The sequence below is a fragment of the Paraburkholderia sp. SECH4 genome, from assembly GCF_030511745.1.
Taxonomy (GTDB): Bacteria; Pseudomonadota; Gammaproteobacteria; order Burkholderiales; family Burkholderiaceae; genus Paraburkholderia; species Paraburkholderia madseniana.
Genome location: NZ_JALOCP010000026.1, coordinates 61,462 through 82,829, shown reverse-complemented (window position 1 = coordinate 82,829; position 21,368 = coordinate 61,462). Strand labels below are relative to the sequence as shown.

Here is a 21,368-nt window from a genome sequence, read left to right as displayed (position 1 = left end):
ATGGAAGAAGGCTAATGCCTGACTTGTCAGCTAATCGGTTAAAAAAACGGGCGTCAGGAGATCGCCCGTTCAACCTGCTATCCGTGCTGCGTTCTTTGGTGTCGCGCTTGCCGCTACAGCGCGTGCCGATGGCATGTTCTGCGCGATGATCCTGGCGATTTCGGCGTCGGCGTCGGCGCCGTACTGGGCGAACACGTCCGTGCGATACGTGGTGTTGGTTGCCGCGCCCAGTTGGGTGCCTGACTCGTCGCGCGTTTCGACATCGACTTGCATCGACAAGCCGATCCGCAGCGGATGAGCGTTCAGTTCGTTCTGGTCAAGCTGGATTCGCGCCGGGAGGCGCTGTACCACCTTGATCCAGTTGCCGGTCGCATTCTGCGCGGGCAACACAGCGAATGCGGCCCCCGTGCCCGCCGAAAAACCCACTACGTGGCCGCGATACTTGACGCTCGACCCATACACGTCGGCAGTCAGCGTGACCGGTTGGCCGATGCGCATGTGCTTCAATTGGCCTTCCTTGAAGTTCGCATCGACCCACACGCCGTCGAGCGGCACGATCGCCATCAACGGCGTGCCCGGTGCCACGCGTTGACCGACCTGCACCGAGCGGCGCGCCACATAGCCCGTAACCGGCGCGGGCAAGGTGTTGCGTGCGTAACTTAGGTACGCGTCGCGCACTTTCGAGGCGGCTGCCTGCACGTTCGGATGCTGTTCGACCGACGTGCGATCGGTTAGCGCGTGATTGGCCGCGGCCTGCTGGCGAGCGGCGTCGAGCGCGGCTTGCGCGGAGCTGACGGCGTCGCGCGCATGAGCGATGTCCTCGCCGGATACCGCGCCCGTTTCGGCAACGGCCTGGCGGCGCTTGAGGTCGTCTTCGGCGCGCGCGAGATCGGACTGACGTTGCGCGACGGTCGCGGCGTAGAAGTCGTTGTTCACGTAGAGGCCACTGACCTGTCTCACGGTCTGGCCGAGCGTCGCTTCGGCGTTCGACAGCGCGACTTTCGCGTCGGCGTTATCGAGCGTCACGACCGGTGCGCCCTGCTTGACGATCTGCGTGTCGTCGGCGTTCACCGCCACCACGGTGCCGCTCACTTGCGGCGTCAACTGGACGAGATTGCCGTTGACGTAGGCATCGTCGGTCGACTGATGATATTGACCGTTCGTGATGTAGTAGGCGCCGTAGCCCGCGCCGGCCAACACTACTGTGGCGGCCAGCAAGGCGAGCAGCAGCTTGCGCTTCGCAGGCGCCGTCACCTGCTTGGCTTGGTCCGCGTCCGCCGTCTCGCGGTTGGTGGTGATCGTATCGCTCATTTTGTGGGTCCTGACAGAAAGTGAAAGCGTCGCGATGGCGTCTTAGCGGGTGGCGACGACGGGGTTGGTTTGTACTGCCGAACTGGCCGAGGTTGCCGACGCGGCCACGCTGCCCTGTGCGCGCGAATCAGCGCTGTCGGTATAGCCACCGCCCAGTGCGGCAGCCAGAGCAATTTGCTGATCGCGCCGGTTCATCTTCAGATTCGCGACCTGCTGGTCGGCGGCGAGCGCCGTGGTGTCGGCATTCAGTACCGTTAGCTGATTCGCAAGACCGGCCTTGTACTGCGTGAGCGCCAACTGATCGGCACCGCGGGCGGCTTCCTGGGCGGCTTGCGCGTCGCCGAGTTGCTCGTCGGTCGAACGGATTTGCGCGAGTTGCGTCGCGACTTCGGACAGCGCGGTGACGAGCGTCTGGTTGTACGTCGCGACGGCGTAGTCGAAATCGGCATACCGGCCCTTTAGTTGCGCGCGCAACTGACCACCGTCGAAGATCGGCAGATGGATCGCGGGACCGACCGACGCCGTGCGGCTCGCTGCGGTCAGGAAGCGGCCGAAGCCAAACGCGTCGAGACCGATAGCCGCACTTAGGTTGATGTCGGGATAGAACTCGGCCTTGGCTTCCTTCACGTCATGCGTGAGCGCGTCGACGCGCCATCTGGCAGCAACCAGATCCGGGCGGCGGCTCACCAGGTCGGCAGGCAGGTTGTCCGGCAGACGTACTTCGTCACCGATTCCGAGCGTTGGGCGCGCAATCGCGAGGCCACGGTCCGGGCCGGCGCCGAGCAAGGCGGCCAGTTGATAACGGGTGGTGAGGATGCTGCCGTCGAGCGACGCCAACGTCGCACGACTCGTGGCGAGGTTCGCTTGCGCCGTCTTGCGCTCGACCTGGGTATCGAGGCCCGTTGCGATGCGGCCGGCGGTGATGCGGTCGATCTGCTCGCGCTGCGTGATTTCCTGCTGCGCGATGTCGCGTAACGCGTACAGACGGGCGAGCTGGTTATAGGCCCGTGCCGTTGCGGACGTCAGCGACAGCCTGACGACTTCGGCATCCGCCTCGCTCGCCTGCAGTTGAGACAACGAGGCCTTGAGTGCTTCGCGATTCTTGCCCCACAAGTCCAGATCGTAGGAAGCGGATAACAGGCCTTTGTTCTCCGATTGCCATGAACCGCCAAACGGCGGCGGCACCAGCGCCGTGCCCGAATACTGCTGGCGCGTGAACGAATACGTGGCGCCGACTTGCGGCATCGTGCTGGCCTTCGCCGTGTCGCTATACGCAGCGGCTGCGGCAACGCGTGCCCGGGCCTGTTCGATCGACGGATTGCCCTTCAGCGCTTCCACAAGCAAGGCCTTCAGTTGCGCGTCGCCGAATTGATCGGCCCAATCGGCGGCGGGCCAATGGCCGTGATCCGCGGGGAGGCTTTGTTGCGTCGCGTAGGTCTGCGGCTGTGCCATCTGTTTGTCGCTCGAGATGCCAGCGTAGTTCGCGCAAGCCGACAGCACGGCCGCGAAGATTGCCGTCACGCCCACCTTCGCGATGCGTGACCTGGCTGCCTGCCTATTTAGCTGCAATATCATTTGCTGACCTGTCAGATATTAGGGTAAAAAAATGGCTGCAATCGTTCGCAGCGTTGTTTGCCTCGTTGCTTGCTAGTCTTCGAGAAACTTGTTCAGCAGGCGGCGCAATTCCTCGAATTCGGCTTTGGTGAATTTCCTCAAACGCCCGTTCAGCACCGCCGGAGCAATCTGCGGAAGATGCTCGGCGACGTCCTCCCCTGCCTTCGTCAACTTCAGATTGACGACGCGCCGGTCCTCGATACTGCGCGAGCGCTCCAGCAGACCTTTGGTCTCGAGCTTGTCGAGCATGCGTGTCATCAAACCCGTGTCGATACCGAGATGTTTGGACAACTCGAACGGCGTGGTCGCAATGTCCTGACGCAACGACAGCAGGATGCCCATTTGCTGGCTGGTGATATCCAGATCTTTAAGCGCGGCGTCCATTTCCGTAATCAACACGTTGCGCGCCTTGTTGATGGCGAACCCCACACTGTTTGTCAGACCGAAACTCTCCGGCGTGTAGTGATCCATGCGCAGCTCCTTGTTGGTTGGAATCAATATATCTGCATAGTCAGATACTGTCAAATTTAAATTTGTAGAAGTCAGATTCATGAATGCAAGACGGGACGACAAGTATGTGCAGACGAATCCATTGCGCGTGGGCCGATGTTCGCGGGGCGGACCGCGGAGGACGGCCTCCCGCGCCGGCTGGACGATATAGCCCGCCGTCAGGCCGCCGCGCCAACCTTTTCCGCCAGCTTCGCGTCGTAGCTGGAATGGACGTGCACCCGCTTCTTCTCCGGATAGGCGTACGCGTATGCCTTGCGCAGCGCCAGCGACGCCTCGTGAAAACCGGACAGAATCAGCTTCTGCTTGTTTGGATAGTTGGCGATGTCGCCGACCGCGAAAATGCCGGGCCGCGAGCTTTCGTAGTTGGACGTATCCACGTCGACGCGGCCGCCGTGGATCGACAGATTCCACTGCGCGATTGGCCCGAGATCGGCAACCAGCCCGTACAGCACGACGAGTTGCTCGGTGTCGAGTTGCGTTTCGCCTTCGATATGCCGCAGCGCGATCGACTTCAGCGTATCGCCTTCGACGTTGAGCCCCGAAATCGCGCCGACGATGAAGTCCATCTCGCCGGCCTCGACCGCGCGCCGCATCGACTCGACGCTCGAATCCGCCGCACTGAAGCCGTTGCGACGATGCACCAGCGTTACGCGCCGCGCGACCTTGCGCAGCGCCAACGCCCAGTCGAGCGCGGAATCGCCGCCGCCGGCCACCACCACTGTCTTGCCGGCGAAATCGGCGAGACGTTGCACGCTGTAGTGCACGTGACGCGACTCCAGCGGCACGGCTTCCGCGAGCGTCAGTTTTTGCGGCACGAACGCGCCATTGCCGGCGGCAAGCAGAATCGCCGCCACGTCGAATACGAGGCCGCGGTCGGTGCGCACGGTCCAGCGTCCATCGTCGCGCTGCTCGACCGACTCGACCCGTTGCTCGAGATGGATGGGCACATCGAACGGCTTGCATTGCGCCATCAAACGCTCGACCAGTTCGCGCGCGGTACACGAGGGAATCGCGGGAATGTCGTAGATCGGCTTGTCCGGATAGAGCTCGATGCACTGCCCGCCCACCTTGCCGAGCCCATCGACGATCTGGCACGACAGACCGATTACACCGGCTTCGAAAGCGGCAAAAAGGCCGACAGGCCCGGCGCCGACAATCAGGACATCGGAGCGAATCGGTTGCAAAAGCGGGTCTGTTGCGGGCGTCATTCGGAGTCTCATCGGGCAGATCGATGATCCACCATACAGAATCGCCCGAAGCCCGGCAACGATGCCATTACAGGCGATAAGGACGCTTGGGTTCAGCAGGACTCAGACCGTCGGCGGCGCACGGAGACCTCGTTGAATAGATTCAATTTATGGAACTATAAGAAAACAACATTATTTTTATAGCCGACGGCTTCGTATAGTCGAGCCCAGTTCGAATGCGCCCTCCGCTCGGCGCCCTCCTTTCCCGCTACTGGACCACGATGAAACTACTCAAGTTCGCCCCTCTCGCGATTGCCGGCGCGCTCTCCAGCGCCGCCCATGCGCAAAGCAGCGTGACGCTGTATGGCCTGATTTCGGCGGGCGTCGGCTATGCGACGAATCAGGGCGGCAAGAACGCGTGGCAAGCACTTTCGGGGACCAACCAGAACCCGCGCTGGGGTTTGAAGGGCATCGAAGATCTGGGCGGCGGCACGACCGCGATCTTCCAACTGGAAAACGGCTTTAACGTGATGACCGGCACCGCGTCGCAAAACGGCCGCGAATTCGGCCGGCAGGCGTTCGTCGGGCTCGCCAGCAAGACGTACGGTACGTTGACCTTCGGCCGTCAGTACGACACAGTGCACGACTACGTCGGCCCGGTGATCATTGCGAGCAACGGCGTGAACATCGGCGACAACGACAATGGCTATAACGACATCCGCGTGCAGAATGCGGTGAAGTACGTGACGCCTGACTATCGCGGCCTGAAGGCCACGGCCGAGTACGGTTTCAGCAACGCCACCGGTTTCGCCAACAACAATGCATACAGCTTCGGTGCCGGTTACGAGAACGGCCCGCTGAAGTGGAGCGTGGTCTACGCGCAGTACAACCACCCGTTTAGCGCGACCAATCCGGACGGCGCGATTTCGAACGACTATGCGTCGTCGCTGCTGATCTTCGCGAAGAGCGCACTGCATCCGGCCGCGTACGCGAGCAAGCAGCGCATCTTCGGCACGGGTGGCTTCTATACAGCCGGCCCTGCGCAATTTGCAGCGCTCTTCACCGATGTCCGCTACGATTATCTCGACGGTTCGCATCTGCATTTGCAGAACTACAACCTGAACCTGAACTACCACGTGACGCCCGCGCTCGTTCTCGGCGCAGCGTATGCCTTCACTGACGGCAAATACGATGTGATCAACACGAGCCCCAAATGGCATCAGGTCAATCTGCAAGCCGACTATTTCCTGTCGAAACGCACCGACGTCGCGCTGACGGTGATCGCCCAGCAAGCTGCTGGCGACGCGCAACACGCGCAGATTTTCGCGTATGCGCAATCCACCGGCATCCGTCAGATGATCACAACGGTCGGCATGCGCCACGTATTCTGACGATGATGAACGCCTTCGATCCAACGCAGGACCGGCGCGCGTTTTTGCGCACGGCCATGGGACTGGCTGCGGGTGCATCGGCGTGGCCGATGCTGGCCACCGCTTCAGGTGGTGCGGGAGCGGCTGACGCGGCCAGTGGCACGTCCTCTTCGAGCGCGCCCGCCTTGCAAAGCGGCGCGCGCCGCAGCGTGATCATCGATTGCGATCCCGGTCAGGACGACGCGATTGCGATCCTGTTCGCCCTCGGCGCGAGCGACCGGCTCGACGTGCGCGCGATCACAACGGTCGCGGGCAACGTGCCGCTCAACCTCACCGAACGCAACGCGCGCATCGTGCGTGACTGGGCCGAGCAGTCGCAATCGCTGCCGGTCTATGCCGGCTGCCCGAGCCCGCTCACGCGCGAACTGATCACGGCCGCCAACGTGCACGGCAAGACCGGTCTCGAAGGTGTGCCGCTGCATGAACCGCTCGCGCCTCTCGCGTCGCAGCATGCGGTCGCCTTCCTCATCGACACCTTGCGCGCGGCGCCGCCGCATAGCGTGACGCTGTGCGCGCTCGGGCCGTTGACCAACCTCGCTACCGCGTTCGCCGAAGCACCGGAGATCCGCAACGGCATCCGCGAAATCGTGCTGATGGGCGGCGCCTTCTTCGAGCGCGGCAACATCACGCCCGCGGCCGAGTTCAACATCTATGTCGACCCGCAGGCCGCGCAAGTCGTGTTTGCGAGCGGTGTGCCGATCGTCGTGCTGCCGCGCGACGTCGCCGTGAAAGCGCCGATCACGCCGGCCCGGATCGCGCCGATTCGCGCGCTCGGCAATCGCTGCGGCACCATGGCCGCCGACATCATGGCCGCGGAAGTCGCGTATCAGAAGGGACGCCGGGGCATTGAAGAAGCGCCCATGTACGACCCCTGCGCGACCGGCTACCTGATCGAGCCGTCCCTGTTCAAGGGACGCGAGGTCAACGTGATGATCGAGACAGTCGGCGAATGGACGCTCGGTGAAACCGTAGTGGACTGGAGCGGACACAGCGGCCGCAAGCCGAACGCGACCTGGATCACCGAAGTCGACGCGGACGGTTTTTATGCCGCCTTGCGCGCACGGCTCGCCACACTGCCGTGAAGCGGCGAACGCGTGAACTCGTGAAAGGCTCGGTAACGGTCATGCATACCGCACGCGTTGTGTCAGATATGCGCGGCGAGCCATTCGCGGCAAGCACGCACGTGCGGGCCGCGGTCGTCGCCGGCGAGCGAAATCAGTGCGATCGAACGGGTGACGCGCGGCTTGTCGAGGCGCAACGCGATCAGTTCCGTGTCGTGCAGATGCATGGTGTAGAGACTGGGCAGCACTGCAATCGCCAGACGGTTGCGCACGAGTTCGTACAACGGCTCCGTGTACTCGACGCGGTAGGCGACCGTCAGTTGCAGACCTTCGGCCCCGCCGGTGCGCTGCAATGCATCGCTGACGCTGCCGCGCACGAACACCGCGAGGTCGCGGCCCACCAGCTTTGCCCACGCGAGGCTCTTTTTCTGCGCGAGCGGATCGTCGCGCCGCACCACCACCACGATCTGATCCTCGAACAGGTCCTGGTAGCGCAACGCGGCTTCGCCGTCGTTGTCCGCCGCGGCCGCATCGGGTTCGTGCACACCCACGCCGAAATCGACTGCCCCCTGGCGCACGGCATCAATCAAGGCGGTGTTCGGCATGTCGTTCAACGTGAAGCGCAGCGACGCTTGTTGTGCGCGCAACAAGGCGAGCGCGGGCAACAGGCGCGCCGCAGCCGACGGAATCAGTCCGATGCGCACCGTCTGCACGCGTTCGGCGAAGGTGCTCGCCATATCGTCGAAGGTGCCGCGCGCCTGATTGAGCAGACGCTCGGCGAGCGGCAACACGCTCGCGCCCGCATGCGTGAGCGTCAGCCGATGCGCGGAGCGCGCGAACAACGGGCCGCCGAGCAGGAACTCGATCTGCCGGATCGCCGCGGTCAGCGCAGGCTGCGTCAAGGCGAGCGACTGCGCGGCCTGCGTGAAGCTGCGTGCATGCGCAAGCGTCACGAAGTACTGGATTTGCCGCAGCGTGAGCGCGGGCAAGAGGGACGAACGGTCGGTCATGGAGAGCAATGCATCGACGCAATGCGCAGCAGTATAAATGGCGTGGTTACAGGATGAATCAATTGATCAATAACGAATCTTCAATGCCTACAGCAAACAACCTGGCACCCGCAGCGCGCGGCGGCTGGCTCGAACGGCGTTTCGCACTCGTCGAACGCAAGACCAGCGTGCGTATCGAAACGATCGCCGGCATCACGTCGTTTCTGGCGGCCGCCTATCTGCTGGTGGTGATTCCGTCGCTGCTGTCGGCGGGCGGCATGGATCGCGGCGCGGCGACGACCGCAACGATTCTGGTGTTCGTGCTGAGCACGGTGCTGATGGCGCTGTATGCGAATCTGCCGTTTCTGGTGGGGCCCGGCATCGGCGGCTCGGTGATTCTCGGCATTACGCTCGCAGGCGAGCATGTCGCGTGGCAGACGGGCCTCGGCATCGCGTTCGTGTCCGGCGTGCTGTTTCTGATCCTGACGCTGGTGGGCGCGCGCAGTCTCGTGGTGCGGCTGATTCCGGCGCAAATCAAGCTTGGGCTTGGCGCCTCGATCGGCTTGTTCATCGCGGTGCTCGGCTTCCGTAATGCGGGGATGGTGGTCGCCAACGCGAAAACCAATGCGCTCGCGCTCGGCGATTTCTCGCGACCCGGCACCCTGGTCGCCTTGATCGGCCTTGGCGCGGCTGTCGTGCTGCAGGGCCGCCGCGTGCCCGGCGCGATCTTGTGGGCGATCCTGATTGCGGCCGCTGCCGGTGTGCCGCTCGGTGTCACACATATGCCCGCGTCGTTTCTGTCGCGGCCGCATAGCATCGCGCCGATTGCGTTCAAGCTCGACATTGCGAGCGCATTGAGCGTGGCCGCCATTCCGTATCTGTTCGTGTTCTTCGCGGCGGAGTTTTTCTCGACGCTCGGCACCACGCTCGCAGTCGGCGCCAAAGCGGATCTGCTCGACGAAAACGCGAATCTGCCGAATATCAACCGCCCGTTTCTCGTCGATTCGATCGCGGCGACGCTCGGTCCGGTGTTCGGCATTCCGGCGCTCACGGCGCTTGTGGAATCCGCGGCAGGTGTTGAAGCGGGTGGACGTACGGGCCTTTCTTCGCTCGCGGCCGCCGCGATGTTCGCGCTAATGCTGTTGTTCGTGCCGGTCGCGCTGGCCATTCCGAAAGAAGCCACCGCGCCCGCGTTGATCCTGATCGGACTATCGATGTTCAGCACGATCCGCCATACGCATTTCGACGACTTCAGCGACTCGCTGCCCGTTCTTTCGATGGTGCTGCTCACGCTGATGTCGAACAGTTTCGGCACCGGCATTGCGGGCGGTCTGCTCTGCTATGTGCTCGTCAAGCTGCTCGCCGGACGTTTCCGTGAAGTACCGTGGGGCCTCTATGTGCTGGCCGTGCCGCTCGGCTATTACTTCTATACCGTGGTCAAGCCGCATTGAGATTTGCACCTTGGCAACTCTGTTACCCGACTTTGCTGCACATTGTTATCCTGCATTCGCACTAAACTGAATTAGCGTCGAGTTTTACGCACTACCGAAAACCATACCGACATGAAAGAGACATTGGGCAACGTGCCCGCATCGCGCCTTGGCATTACGCTCACCGATGCCCATCGCGCCTTCTTCACCGCCCTGCCGAAGGTCGAATTGCATTGCCACCTGCTGGGCGCGGTGCGTCATGAGACCTTTATCGCGCTCGCTAAAAAGAGCCGCGCGCCGATCGACCGCGAAGAGATCGACGCGTTCTATACTCGCGGCGAAAAGCCCGTCGGCGTGCTGCGTGTGCTGCGCGCGCTCGACGAGCATCTGCTCACGCATGCGGACGACCTGCATCGCATCGCCTACGAATATCTCGCCGATGCCGCCGCACACCAGGTGCGTCATAGCGAATTCTTCTGGAATCCTACCGGCACGGTGCGCGTCTCGAAGATTCCCTATGCGGATGCGCAAGCGGCCATCGTCACCGCGATTCGCGACGCCGCGCGCGATTTCGGCATCAGCGCGCGACTGATCCCGAGCATCGACCGCGAAGCCGATCCCGACGAAGCGGTCGCGCTGGTCGACTGGATGTGCGCGCATCGCGCGGACGAAGTAGCGGGCCTCGGCATCGACTACCGCGAGAACGACCGGCCGCCTGAGTTGTTCTGGAAGGCGTACCGCAATGCGCGCAACGGCGGCTTCAAAACCACCGCGCATGCGGGCGAATTCGGCATGCCGTGGCGCAATGTCGAGACGGCCGTCGACCTGCTGCACTGCGACCGGATCGATCATGGCTATACGATCGTCGACAACCCGCAGTTGGCGGCCCAATACGCGGAACGCGGCATCGTGTTCACCGTGGTGCCGACCAACTCCTACTATTTGCGCACACTCGCCCCGGAAGTCTGGGCCGAACAGCATCCGATGCGGCACATGCCGGGTCTGGGCCTGAAAATTCACCCGAACACCGACGACCCGACACTGCACAAAGTGACGCCAAGCGAAGCATGGCAATTGATGTATAGCCACTTCGGCTTCAGCATCGCCGAGTTGCGGCAGTTCATGTTGAACGGCATCGACGGCGCATGGGTCGACGATGCAACGCGCCACGCATGGCGCGCGGCGTGGGGTGTGGAGTTTGACGCGTTAGCGGCGGCCTTGCCCGCTTAAGTGCGGACAGTGCCTCGGCTCAGGCTAGCCACTCCCACGCGGTTTCATTCACCAATCCACGAACCGCGCAAATCGCTGTCGTGCAGCAATTGCAGCAACGTGCCCGCCGGACGGCTCAGCCGTTTGGCGGCCAGCGCGATGAATTCCACCGAGGGCAGTGTCGGCAGACTGGCCGCGTTGAGCGGCGGCGTCAGGCCTCGCGCGGCCAGATACTGCGGACGAACTGTGATACCGAGCCCGCCGCGCGCGGCCGCAATGCAGCCCGAGTGACTGCTGCTCGTACACACCACCTGCCAACTGAAACCGGCTTCAGCGAGCGCATCGAGCACCACCGCCCGGGTCACGCTCGGCTCGGCGACCAGAATCAGCGGCAACGGCTGGCTAAGATCGACCAGCGTGCCGGTGCGCGCCAGCCACTCCAGCCGCCCCGTGAACAGCGGCACGCCGCGCCGGTCACCCAGACGGCGCTTGCCGACCAGCAGATCGATCGAACCGGCGTCCAGCAATTCATATAGCTTGCCGGTCATGCCGATCGTGATTTCCAGTTCGACATCGGGATGCGCGTCGCGAAACGCCGCCAGCACCGTAGGCAGCGGCCCGAGCGCGACGTCGTCCGATGAACCGAGTCGCACGCGCCCTTTCAGCCGCGGCGCGCGAAACTGCGATTCGGCCCGCGCGAGCGCTTGCAGGATCACGCTGGCGTGCGCGAGCATGGCCTCGCCGTCCGGCGTCATCGCGAGCGAATGGGTGTCGCGAACGAACAGGCGCCGCCCGACGCTCTGTTCGAGCCGGCGGATGTGTTCGCTAACGCTCGACTGCGTGAGGTCGAGTTGCCGCCCCGCCTCAGTGAAGCTATGGCAGGCCGCGACGGTCGCGAAGGTCTTGAGCCAGATGGGATTGAGCATGCGTCATTGTGATCCTGGTCATCGGCAAAGTCGATAACAGTCAACAACTCTAGTGGGGTTCCCGATCGACGACGATGTCAATATGATGACGGAATCCCCCCAACGATCGCTCCGAGCTCGGCCCGCCGGTCCGTCCGCCCCGCCGCCCCCGCAGCTCAATTGAACATGAACAAGGATTCCGCCCAGACCGCGCTGCTCTGGATCGTCGCCGCCGGCTTTTTCATGCAGTCGCTCGACACGACGATCGTCAACACCGCGTTGCCGTCGATTGCGAACAGCCTGCACGTCGCACCCCTCGCGATGCAGCCGATCGTGGTTGCCTACACGCTGACCATGGCGATGCTCACCCCTGCGTCGGGCTGGCTCGCCGACCGCTTCGGCACGCGGCGCGTCTATTTCGTGGCGATTCTGATATTCGTGCTCGGATCGATCTGCTGCGCGAGCGCGCATACGCTCGGTCAACTGGTGATGGCGCGGGTCCTGCAAGGCCTGGGTGGCTCGATGCTGCTGCCGATCGGCCGGCTCGCCGTCCTGCGGAGCGTCTCGAGCGAGCAATACGTGTCGGCGCTCGCGTTCATTTCGATTGCCGGCCAGTTGGGGCCGATCGCCGGCCCGACACTCGGCGGCTGGTTCGTTGAGGCCATCACGTGGCACTGGATCTTTCTGATCAATGTGCCGATCGGTGCGTTGGGGCTCTACGCGGTGCAGCGGTTTTTGCCGGCGCATGGCGAAACCCAGGCGCCGCCGTTCGACTTCGTTGGTTGTGGGCTGCTGTCGCTGTGCATGATCGCGTTTTCGCTGGCCGTCGAGGTGCCGGTCGAGACGCATCGCGCGGCATGGTCGGCAGGTCTCTTCGCGCTCGCGGTAGTCAGCGCGCTCGCCTACATTCCACACGCAAAGCGCCGCAATAATCCGCTCTTCAAACTCTCGCTCTTTAGCGAACCGAATTTCAGCGTGGGTCTGATCGGCAACCTGGTGTGCCGCATCGGCTCGAGCGCCGTACCGTTTCTCGTGCCGTTGCTGCTGCAATTGCAACTCGGCTACACACCGCTGCATTCCGGCCTGATGATGCTGCCTGCCGCACTTGCCGGCACCCTCACCAAACGCTGGATTGCGCCGCTCGTGCGCCGCTACGGCTATGACACGTTCCTGCTCGTCAACACGATAATCGTGGGGTCGGCGATCGTTGCATTCGCATTGATTACGCGTGGTACGCCGCTCATCGTCGAGATCGTGATTCTGGCGGTGTTCGGCGGCGCCAACTCCATGCAATTCGCGGCGATGAACAGCGTCACGCTCAAAGGCCTCTCGCATGAAGATGCCGGCAGCGGCAACAGCCTCTTTTCGATGGTGCAGATGCTGGCGATCGGCTTGGGTGTCTCAATCGGCGGCGGGCTGGTGAATCTGTTCTCCGCGCAATGGGGATCGGCGGCGCTCGGGTTCCGCCTGAGCTTCGTGTGCGTGGGCGTCATCACGCTGGTGTCCGCATGGGTGTTTCGCCATCTCGACGAAGCGCCCGTCACACGCAACGTGCGTGGCCAGGCGACCCAGGGCGCGGGGCGTTGAATCTCAGTCCGGCAAACGAATACCGGAAAATCCCTCGCACGCTTCGAGCAAGCGCTCTTGCACCGCGACGTCGTGGACCGCCGGATGCGTCTCGCGCGGCTTCTTATGATAGAAGTACGCGCCGCTGACGGTGGCCGACGGTTCATCGCTGGCAGCGAGCCACACCTGCGTTTTCGGCGCCGCTTGCAGATCGTCCGGCGCGCCTGCTCCGCCCATTTTCGTCGCCACCCAACCAGGCTCCAGCGCGTTCGACAATACCGCCGGCCAGCGGCGCGCTATCGCAAACGCCAGCAGCGCATCATGCAGTTTCGAGTCGGAATAGGCCGCCGTGCCCCACCATGGCCGCCGGTCCCATGCCAGATCGTCAAGGCTCGCGTCGCCGCTTCGATGCAGGCCTGAGCTGAGATACACGAGCCGCTTCGGCTTCCTGATCAGCGCGGTCAAGATGTAGGGGGCCAGCGTGTTGACCGCGAACACGTGCGGCAGGCCGTCCACGGTGGCAATCCGGCGCGGCTCCTGGTAACCGACCGCCGCGTTATGGATCACGGCGTCGAAGCGGCCGAGTGTGTTGACCTGCTCCGCCAGCGCGACTGTCGCTGCAATGCTTGACAGATCGCCTGCTAAAGCAGTTTCCGCTTCCGGCACGGCCTTCAACGCTTCCTCGGCACGCGCGGCATTGCGTGCATGCACAACCACTTGATGGCCGGCGTCGACGAGCAGACGCGCGGCCATCTGGCCAAGACCGTCGGCGGAACCGGTGATAAAAACTCGCGACATGATGGTGCACTCCGTTGATCAGTCATCTATGCCTGACGCATGGTGAGAACCGCGTTCCATCGTGCAGCAGGCGAACCCGTGCAGATTAGCGCCAAACGAGTGCCTGACGCGATAGCGCGGCTGTCATTCCACTCATGACGCCGTGTCATTGATTGACCCGGACAGGTGGCGTTTCCCGGCGTCGTCGCGTGAATTCAAACAGTATTTCGCGATAGCATGTCATGCATTAATACGTAACAAGGGAATATCACATGCCATTTGACGAGCGCATGCTGAACGGCATGGGCGTGCTGACGGCGATTGTCGACTGCGGCAGTTTTGCGGCGGCAGGCGAAGCACTCGACATGTCGCAATCCGGCGTCAGCCGTTCGGTTGCACGGCTCGAAGCACGCCTCGGCATCCGGCTATTCGACCGCACCACCCGCTCGGTTACGCTGACTGACGAAGGCCGGCGTTTCTACGAACAGATCGTGCCGCTGCTCGGCGGACTCGAAGAAGCCGCGGCTTCGGCAGCGCAGGGCGCCACGGCGGTGCGCGGACGTCTGCGCGTGAACATGGACCCGTTCTTTTCGCGCCTCGTGCTGGGGCCGAGGCTCGGCGGCTTCGTCGACAAGCATGCCGATCTGCATCTCGAGCTGATCACACGAGACCAGTTAGGCGATATGGTGGCCGACGGTTTCGATCTTGCGATCCGTTTCGGCGACCCGCCGGTTTCGTCGCTCATTGCGCGCAAGCTGCTCGACACACGGGTTCTGACCGTCGCCGCGCCCTCGTATCTGAAGAAACACGGTCATCCGGCAAGCCCGGCCGAACTCGAAAGCGGCAAGCACGCATGCATCAAGTTTCGTGATCCGCTAACGGGTTACCCGTTCAGTTGGGAGTTTCATCGCGGACGCAAGAAGACGACGATTACGCCGCAAGGCCGCCTGACCGTGAACGACGTCGGCACCTTGCATAGCGTATGCGCTGCCGGCCAGGGCGTCGCGCAGATTCTCGCGTTCGGCGCCGAGTCATTGCTCGCCAACGGCAAACTGGTCGAACTGTTTCCCGACTGGAGCGACGAGGTTTATCCGCTGTATGCGCTCTATCCTTCGCGTCATCATCCGCCGGCCAAGGTGCGGGCATTCTTCGACTTCATTGTTTCGCTGACTGGCGGCCCGACACGCGAACCGGCCGCTTGAATGGCGGCTGGGCGAGTGTGACGCCTCGCTGACAGCCATCGAACGGCATCCGTGCATTTATCAGCTGGAATTTGTCGGCGTAGAAAGCGCGACTTCGCATCTTGTACGCTAGCGTGCAGACACAATCTCGCGGTGCGCGCAGGCTGTGTGAAGGCACTCACGGCGCGTACGGAAAAACTATGTCGAACTACCCATTTGAGAGCGAGCTCGCCCATCTCGAACAGATTATTCCCTTTCTCGTGCCTGCTCCGCCGTTGGGCCTGCCCTATTGGCGACGCCGGATTCTCGCCTTGTCGCCGCCTGAAGGACGTCTACCGGTTGGCAGTGTCCAACGTATCGGCAGGTTAATGGACGTATTCGAGGAAATCGAACGCAAGGCTTCACCGGACGCGGCGTCCACAGCAAGGACAACGACACGCTAGCGCGCTGGACGGCGAGCCGGATCAGCAAGCAGTGCTCGCCCTCGCTTCGCCAGGGGGCGTTCGCTAGATCGCCTGCAATGCAGGCAACAGCCGATCGAATTCGCGCTTGACCACCGCGTAGCATTCACACACGTGGGCTTCCAAACCGGGCCGGTCCAGCACGGTGATATGGCCGTGGCTATAGCGGATCAAGCCGGCATTTTGCAGTTTCAGCGCCGCCGCAGTAACACCGGAGCGGCGCACGCCGAGCATATTGGCAATGAGCTCCTGAGTCATACGCAATTCGTTCGACGGCAAGCGGTCGATGCTGAGCAATAGCCAGCGGCACAATTGTTGATCGATCGAATGATGGCGGTTGCATACCGCGGTCTGCGCCATCTGGGTAATGAGTGCCTGCGTGTAGCGCAACAGAAGGCGCTGCATGGGCCCCCCGCGATTGAATTCGTCTTTCAGCATGCGGGCATTCAAGCGCCAGGCGCGGCCCGCGCTTTGCACGATCGCGCGGCTCGGCGTAGTCTCACCGCCCATGAACAGCGACACGCCGACAATGCCTTCATGTCCCACGATGGCGATCTCTGCCGAGGCGCCGTCTTCCATCACATAGAGCAACGAAATAATCGACGTGGTGGGGAAAAAGACGTGTTCGAGTTGACCGCCGGATTCGTAGATCACCTGACCTAACGGCAAATCGACTTCAACCAGATGCGACTCGATGCGCGCCCACTCCATTTCGGGCAACACCGCCAACAGGTGATTCGCTTTTGGGTCACCCTTGAGCATCGGTGGCTCCTTGCTGGGTTCCGGACGCGCCAGCGGCGCGGCTACGCATTGATCTGCGGAAACGGCGCAAGCACGCGTTCCGCTGCAGCGGTGATTATGAACCGCGCGCCGGACGCGCGGAATCGGGTAAAGCGCCCGCTTCGCTGCTGCCGTGAGCTTCAACGGGCACGGCACAAACAGAAAAACCGGCTTGACGCCGGTTATTTTCGTTCCGAATGCCTACAGAGCGACGGGTTTCTTTTTGAGCATCAAGGGTCGGCGCGTTTGCATCAGCGTGCGTTTCGCACCCAGCCACTTCGTCACGTGCTTGACCCATTGCTTGGGCGGGGCTTCATTGCCCTGCCCCTGCTGCGGCTCGTTTGCCGCCGGTGCGGCCGTTTTTTCGCTTTCGGCGAGGCGTGCTGCTTCGCGCCGCCGTTTGCTGTCGGCAATTTCTTCTAGGTTGACCTGGTCATCATCCATGCTGGAACTCCCGCGACAAAGCAAGGCGAGACGCCGGTAGGCGCCGCGCTGCTTCGGCTGTGGAACAAGGCGGCGCACGGCAGGTCCGGTTGGACCTACCGCGCCGCGCTCGCTGTATCAAGAAATCGTGTAGCGGTTTTGCGGACCGCCGACATACAGACCGCGAGCGAGCGTGAGGATTTGCTCGCGATGACGGTCGAAGGCTGCCAGCACTGCCGGCTCGTCGGAGCCTGCGCTCGGGCTCAGATTCGAAATGACCGAATTGTTGACAGTGAAGGCGATTTCGCGCGCATTGTCATAGCCCCAGAAATTGACACAATGACGGAAGGCGTCATAGCTGCGGCTTGGGTTCGGGAAGTTGAGGGACATTTCACGCTCCCGTGGTGTTTTCCTTCTCCACGGTGCGCTGAATATGGGGCGCGGTCAAGGTGTTGTTTGTAAGTGTGGGTGTTAGTCGGGCAAGCTGCCCGAATGCCACGACGAAGGGCGCGATCAGTCGCCGGCAGACCGTTCCGGAAAAAACCCGACGAAGGCGAACCGTCAGTGAGTTGATTTATTAACCGCTGACCCAACCGCTAGCCCAAGCGGCTTTGATGCGTTTTGGCATCAAAGCCGCACAAATTTTCCCCTTCGAACCCCTTTCACAGCGCGGACATTTCTTCCGATTTATTACGGATTATTTTTTTCCTGCAATGGACTATTTTGCTGCATGCAGCAATGTGTGCGCAAAGCGAACCGGCTGCCGCCCCTTAACAGATAAGAACGGAGACGCCTGTGTTCACCTTCTCCACTCCTACGTCCCGCACCTCTCCCAAGGTTTCCATTTGCCTGCCCACCTACAATCGGCCTGAGTTGATCGTCGAGTGCATCGATTCGTGCCTCGCGCAGACGTATGGCAATCTGGAGATTGTGATCGGCGACGATTCAAAGGACGCACGCACCCAGCAGTTGATCGCGCAACGCTACGCGAACGAGCCACGCGTGCGCTATGCGAAGAACCAGCCGGCACTCGGCCAGGCTCGCAACGTTGCGAGTCTGTTCGCGCGCGCACGCGGCGACAAGATCCTGCTGATTCACGACGACGACCTGCTCACCACCGACGGCGTCGAAAAGCTGGTGTCGCTGTGGAAGCTTCATCCGCGGCTCGAAGTAGCCTTCGCCGATCAGTACGAGGCCGATCACACCGGCGCCGTCGACTTCGAAGGCAGTGCACGCCTGAACACCGCGTTTCGACGCACTCGGGACGCTGAAGGCTTGCAAGCTTTGCCGGGCAGAACCGGCCTGATCCAGATGTTCCCGAACAACGGCTGGATGGCGAACGCGGAGCTTGTCAAACGGATCGGCTACAGCGACCAGCACGGCATGTGCTGCGATTTCGTGTTCGGCACCGAACTCTGTCTCGCGGCGCGCGAGGTGTTTTATCTGCACGAATACGTGTCGGTGTATCGGAAGACCGCGACGTCGATCTCGCATAGCACGCGCGGCACGACGGTTGCCGCGACCGTCAGTGCGTATGCGTTCGTCAAGGCGCTGAAACTGCCGCCGCAACTGGAACCGTCACGCAAGCTGGCGTTGCGCCGTCTCGCGCCGATCGTCGTCTCGGTTCATGCGAACAATCGCCAGGTCATGCCCGGGTTGAAGATCGCGTTCACGCATCTCTTCGCCTACAACTATGGTTTCAGCACGCGGCTCTATTACCACCTGCTCATGCTCTCGCGTGCGGCCGTGAGCGTACGGCAGCGCGCAACGGTGGCTGCGGTGGTCGCGGCAGCACCGGCTGTTGTCACCGAGCCAGCCGCCGCTGTGACGGAGCTCGTCACGGACCTCGTGACCGATCAATCCGAACTGGTCTGACGCTGCCGTAGCTGGAAGCGGCTGTCCGTTCCTTCGCCGCAGCGCGTTCTATCGGCCCAATCGCCGGACAAACATCGCTGCGGTTATAAGGCTTTACGGCTAGCCGCTTAGTCGCCAGACAACGCCTGGGTGGCGGCCGGTGCGCGTGGCCGCACGATGCGCTTGCGCCGCGTCAATGCATAAGTGGCGATGCGGTCAAGCGCCGTGCACAACACAAGATAGATGAAGCCGACGAACAAAAAGATCTGTGCGGGATAGACCATCAGCCGATTGCTGACCTGCGTCGCGACGAACGACAACTCGCCGACGCCGACGATATACGCAAGCGAGGTGTCCTTCACCAGCGACACCCATTGATTCACGAACGAAGGCGCCATGATGCGCATCGCCTGCGGCAGCGAAACATAGCGCAGTGTTTGCATCCGCGTGAGACCGAGCGAGAGCCCGGCTTGCCACTGGCCGTCGCCGACCGCACGAATGCCCGCGTGCACCGAGTGCGCGAGGTACGCACCGCCGATCAGCGAGAGCGCGCAGACGACCGTTGCGAGTCCGGGCACATCGACATGGAAGACCATCGGCAACAGGAAATACGTCCAGAAAATCAGCATCAGCACCGGAATCGCGCGGAAGAATCCGATCACGAGCAGCAATGGCACACGGGCGATGCGCCCCGCCAACGCCAATGCAATGCCACCTGCAAGGCCGAACACGGCCGACGCAAGCGCCGAACACAATGCCAGCACCAGCGTGAGCGCCGCGCCGCCGAGCGGTCCCTGCGGAAATGCGCCGATCAGCAGATACGGCAGGTTATGGGTGAACAGTGTCCACGTCATGCTCAGCGCCTCGCGAATGAACGGTCACGCGCATGCGCCACCGTATGCGAGACGGCTTCGATCAACGCGATAGCGACGATATACAACACGGTGGCCACACCGAACGCCTCGAACGTTTTTAAGCTCTCCGTTTCGACCTGACGCGACGCGTACGACAGTTCGGCCAGACCGATCGCCATGGTCAGCGATGAATTCTTCACGAGGTTCATGTATTGGCCGAAGAGCGGCGGCAGCGAAATGCGCACCGCTTGCGGCAAAACGACGTAGCGGAATGCCTGCAATGGCGTAAGGCCAAGAGCCGCGGCTGCGGCATGCTGACCACCCGGCACGCCACGCAAACCCGCCTGGAACTCCTCAGCGATGAAGGCCGCCGTGTAGCACGTAAGCCCGAGCCACCCGGCGACAAACTCGAACGACGGCCAGCGCAACACGTACGCGCCGAGGTGCACGTCATGCGGCGTGTTCAGCCATTGCATCAACGCGTCAGGCATCAGCGTGGCCGCGCCGAAGTACCAGAAGAACAGTTGCACCAGCAACGGCGTGTTGCGAAACACCAGCACATACGCGGCCGTTGCGCGGCGCAGCCAGGCATACCGCGCATGACGCGTGATCACCAGCGCGAAACCGGATACGGTGGCCGCGAGCGCCACCGTTAACGCGAGACCGACGGTGACACCGAAGCCTTGCCACAGCCACATCAGATACTTTGGAGCGAGCCACGCTTGCATCTTTGAACCTGCTTCTTTAAATCCGCTCTTGCGAAAACGCCGACGGGCACGTTGCCAACGTGCCCGTTCATTGCTGGGTGCCTGGGTGCTACAGCGACACGACGATCAGGTCTTGTCGCCGATCTTGAAGATGCGCGCGAGCGGCGTCTTCGTTTGCGGACCGAACCAGCGGTTGTAGATTGTCGCGGCCGAGCCGTCGGCTTCCAGTCCCTTCAGCGTGTCGTTCACGAAGCCGACAAGGCGCGTCTCGCCCTTCGGGATGCCGACACCCATGTAGTCGTTCGAAATCGTGAACGCCGGAATCTCGTAGTTCTGCTTGTCCGGCACGTTCGCGAGCAGGCCGACCAGCTTCGGACCATCCTGCGTGATCGCCTGCACGTTGCCCGCGCGCAAAGCCGCAAACGCGAACGGCGTGTCGTCGTATGCGACGATCGTGGCCTGCGGGAATTTCTCGCGCAGCGTGATCTCGTTGGTGGTGCCCTTGTCGGCACCCACTCGCAGGCTGTTGATCTGATCCGTCGACTTCAGCACGCCCTTCTTCGCCAGGAACTGCTGGCCCGACGAGAAATACGGAATGCTGAAATCGACCTGTTTGGCGCGCTCGTCGGTGATCGTGAAGTTGGCGAGCACCAGGTCCACTTTCTTCGAGGTCAGGAAAGGAATGCGGTTGGCCGGATTGGTCGGTTGCAGTTCGAGTTTCACGCCGAGCTTGTCGGCAAGCGCCTTCGCGTAGTCGACGTCGAGGCCGACAATATGGTTGCTGGTTGCGTCGACGTAACCGAACGGCGGATTGCTGTCGAAGGTCGCGACGCGCAGTACGCCGGCTTTCCTGATGTCGTCGAGACGGTCGGCATAGGCGAGCCCCGGTACCGTCAGCGAGAGTCCCGTCAGTGTCATTAACCAGGCAGCGAGTATTTTCGATTTCATTTTTATGGATCTCTTGGTTTGTGCACGATGCTTGTTCAATATGCGTGCGATGTTTCAGAAACGGATGCGTGTTGGCGATATCCGTCATCAATCCGTCGCAAGCGCGAGGTGCAACCGATGGCCACGCATGGGCGTCACATTAGCAGCGACGCCTCGCGCTCCGAACCAAGA

General features: G+C 62.3%; 21 protein-coding genes. 8 read left to right on the top strand and 13 right to left on the bottom strand.

The features are described 5' to 3' along the window. Positions 1 to 69 precede the first annotated feature (69 nt). The 4 genes from M0D67_RS28885 to M0D67_RS28870 all read right to left on the bottom strand — a co-directional run bounded on the left by M0D67_RS28885 (position 70) and on the right by M0D67_RS28870 (position 4,643). Positions 70 to 1,311, bottom strand: coding sequence for an HlyD family efflux transporter periplasmic adaptor subunit (locus M0D67_RS28885; RefSeq protein ID WP_266240634.1), 1,242 nt, complete (start codon positions 1,309 to 1,311; stop codon positions 70 to 72). Between the two features lie 42 nt (positions 1,312 to 1,353). Continuing rightward, the gene (locus tag M0D67_RS28880) at positions 1,354 to 2,886 is read right to left on the bottom strand and encodes an efflux transporter outer membrane subunit (RefSeq protein WP_171927559.1); all 1,533 of its coding nucleotides are present in this window, start codon (positions 2,884 to 2,886) and stop codon (positions 1,354 to 1,356) included. A gap of 72 nt (positions 2,887 to 2,958) precedes the next feature. Next, positions 2,959 to 3,396: a MarR family winged helix-turn-helix transcriptional regulator gene (locus M0D67_RS28875; protein ID WP_154566652.1), complete on the bottom strand. Its 438-nt coding sequence runs from the start codon at positions 3,394 to 3,396 to the stop codon at positions 2,959 to 2,961. A gap of 197 nt (positions 3,397 to 3,593) precedes the next feature. Continuing rightward, positions 3,594 to 4,643, bottom strand: coding sequence for an NAD(P)/FAD-dependent oxidoreductase (locus tag M0D67_RS28870; RefSeq protein ID WP_266240633.1), 1,050 nt, complete (start codon positions 4,641 to 4,643; stop codon positions 3,594 to 3,596). 260 nt (positions 4,644 to 4,903) lie between these two features. Here M0D67_RS28870 and M0D67_RS28865 point away from each other — a divergent pair, with 260 nt between their 5' ends. Beyond that, positions 4,904 to 6,013 carry a porin gene (locus M0D67_RS28865; protein WP_266240632.1) on the top strand — a complete coding sequence of 370 codons (1,110 nt, stop codon included), beginning with the start codon at positions 4,904 to 4,906 and terminating at the stop codon, positions 6,011 to 6,013. 2 nt (positions 6,014 to 6,015) lie between these two features. Then, positions 6,016 to 7,134: a nucleoside hydrolase gene (locus tag M0D67_RS28860; protein WP_266240631.1), complete on the top strand. Its 1,119-nt coding sequence runs from the start codon at positions 6,016 to 6,018 to the stop codon at positions 7,132 to 7,134. 62 nt (positions 7,135 to 7,196) lie between these two features. Here the strand turns inward: M0D67_RS28860 and M0D67_RS28855 are convergent, their stop codons facing one another. Next, complete coding sequence (locus tag M0D67_RS28855) at positions 7,197 to 8,123, bottom strand: LysR family transcriptional regulator (protein WP_266240630.1); 927 nt, start codon at positions 8,121 to 8,123, stop codon at positions 7,197 to 7,199. 83 nt (positions 8,124 to 8,206) lie between these two features. On the opposite strand from M0D67_RS28855, the gene M0D67_RS28850 reads away from it, so the two are divergent. Both M0D67_RS28850 and add read left to right on the top strand, forming a co-directional pair. Further along, positions 8,207 to 9,553 carry an NCS2 family permease gene (locus M0D67_RS28850; protein ID WP_266240629.1) on the top strand — a complete coding sequence of 449 codons (1,347 nt, stop codon included), beginning with the start codon at positions 8,207 to 8,209 and terminating at the stop codon, positions 9,551 to 9,553. A gap of 111 nt (positions 9,554 to 9,664) precedes the next feature. Next, positions 9,665 to 10,762, top strand: a complete 1,098-nt coding sequence (add, locus tag M0D67_RS28845; RefSeq protein ID WP_266240628.1) for an adenosine deaminase — start codon at positions 9,665 to 9,667, stop codon at positions 10,760 to 10,762. Positions 10,763 to 10,806: 44 nt separating this feature from the next. Here add and M0D67_RS28840 read toward each other — a convergent pair whose 3' ends face one another. Beyond that, positions 10,807 to 11,667 carry a LysR family transcriptional regulator gene (locus M0D67_RS28840; RefSeq protein WP_154566661.1) on the bottom strand — a complete coding sequence of 287 codons (861 nt, stop codon included), beginning with the start codon at positions 11,665 to 11,667 and terminating at the stop codon, positions 10,807 to 10,809. A 165-nt stretch (positions 11,668 to 11,832) separates the two neighbouring features. Between M0D67_RS28840 and M0D67_RS28835 the strand changes: the two genes are divergently transcribed. Beyond that, positions 11,833 to 13,233, top strand: a complete 1,401-nt coding sequence (locus M0D67_RS28835) for a DHA2 family efflux MFS transporter permease subunit (RefSeq protein WP_154563827.1) — start codon at positions 11,833 to 11,835, stop codon at positions 13,231 to 13,233. Between the two features lie 3 nt (positions 13,234 to 13,236). Here the strand turns inward: M0D67_RS28835 and M0D67_RS28830 are convergent, their stop codons facing one another. Further along, a complete protein-coding gene (locus M0D67_RS28830; RefSeq protein WP_266240627.1) occupies positions 13,237 to 14,010 on the bottom strand; it encodes an SDR family NAD(P)-dependent oxidoreductase in 774 nt (257 codons plus the stop codon). 251 nt (positions 14,011 to 14,261) lie between these two features. Here M0D67_RS28830 and M0D67_RS28825 point away from each other — a divergent pair, with 251 nt between their 5' ends. Together M0D67_RS28825 and M0D67_RS28820 are read left to right on the top strand one after the other, a co-directional pair. Further along, positions 14,262 to 15,191: a LysR family transcriptional regulator gene (locus M0D67_RS28825; protein WP_266240626.1), complete on the top strand. Its 930-nt coding sequence runs from the start codon at positions 14,262 to 14,264 to the stop codon at positions 15,189 to 15,191. Between the two features lie 179 nt (positions 15,192 to 15,370). Then, positions 15,371 to 15,613 carry a hypothetical protein gene (locus M0D67_RS28820; RefSeq protein WP_266240625.1) on the top strand — a complete coding sequence of 81 codons (243 nt, stop codon included), beginning with the start codon at positions 15,371 to 15,373 and terminating at the stop codon, positions 15,611 to 15,613. Between the two features lie 63 nt (positions 15,614 to 15,676). On the opposite strand, the gene M0D67_RS28815 is transcribed toward M0D67_RS28820, so the two are convergent. The 3 genes from M0D67_RS28815 to M0D67_RS28805 all read right to left on the bottom strand — a co-directional run bounded on the left by M0D67_RS28815 (position 15,677) and on the right by M0D67_RS28805 (position 17,224). Beyond that, positions 15,677 to 16,393 carry a Crp/Fnr family transcriptional regulator gene (locus M0D67_RS28815; protein WP_154563821.1) on the bottom strand — a complete coding sequence of 239 codons (717 nt, stop codon included), beginning with the start codon at positions 16,391 to 16,393 and terminating at the stop codon, positions 15,677 to 15,679. Positions 16,394 to 16,612: 219 nt separating this feature from the next. Next, positions 16,613 to 16,855 carry a hypothetical protein gene (locus M0D67_RS28810; RefSeq protein WP_154563819.1) on the bottom strand — a complete coding sequence of 81 codons (243 nt, stop codon included), beginning with the start codon at positions 16,853 to 16,855 and terminating at the stop codon, positions 16,613 to 16,615. A gap of 117 nt (positions 16,856 to 16,972) precedes the next feature. Continuing rightward, a complete protein-coding gene (locus M0D67_RS28805) occupies positions 16,973 to 17,224 on the bottom strand; it encodes a DUF1488 domain-containing protein (protein ID WP_093644935.1) in 252 nt (83 codons plus the stop codon). A gap of 405 nt (positions 17,225 to 17,629) precedes the next feature. Between M0D67_RS28805 and M0D67_RS28800 the strand changes: the two genes are divergently transcribed. Beyond that, the gene (locus tag M0D67_RS28800) at positions 17,630 to 18,709 is read left to right on the top strand and encodes a glycosyltransferase family 2 protein (RefSeq protein ID WP_266240624.1); all 1,080 of its coding nucleotides are present in this window, start codon (positions 17,630 to 17,632) and stop codon (positions 18,707 to 18,709) included. A 107-nt stretch (positions 18,710 to 18,816) separates the two neighbouring features. On the opposite strand, the gene M0D67_RS28795 is transcribed toward M0D67_RS28800, so the two are convergent. From M0D67_RS28795 to M0D67_RS28785, 3 genes are all read right to left on the bottom strand, one after another. After that, positions 18,817 to 19,542 (bottom strand): amino acid ABC transporter permease, encoded by a 726-nt coding sequence (locus M0D67_RS28795; protein ID WP_154563817.1) that lies wholly within the window; start codon positions 19,540 to 19,542, stop codon positions 18,817 to 18,819. 2 nt (positions 19,543 to 19,544) lie between these two features. Continuing rightward, positions 19,545 to 20,270, bottom strand: a complete 726-nt coding sequence (locus M0D67_RS28790) for an amino acid ABC transporter permease (protein ID WP_154563815.1) — start codon at positions 20,268 to 20,270, stop codon at positions 19,545 to 19,547. Positions 20,271 to 20,375: 105 nt separating this feature from the next. Next, entirely contained in the window at positions 20,376 to 21,197 is an 822-nt protein-coding gene (locus M0D67_RS28785) for an ABC transporter substrate-binding protein (RefSeq protein ID WP_154563813.1), read from the bottom strand. Positions 21,198 to 21,368 lie beyond the last annotated feature (171 nt).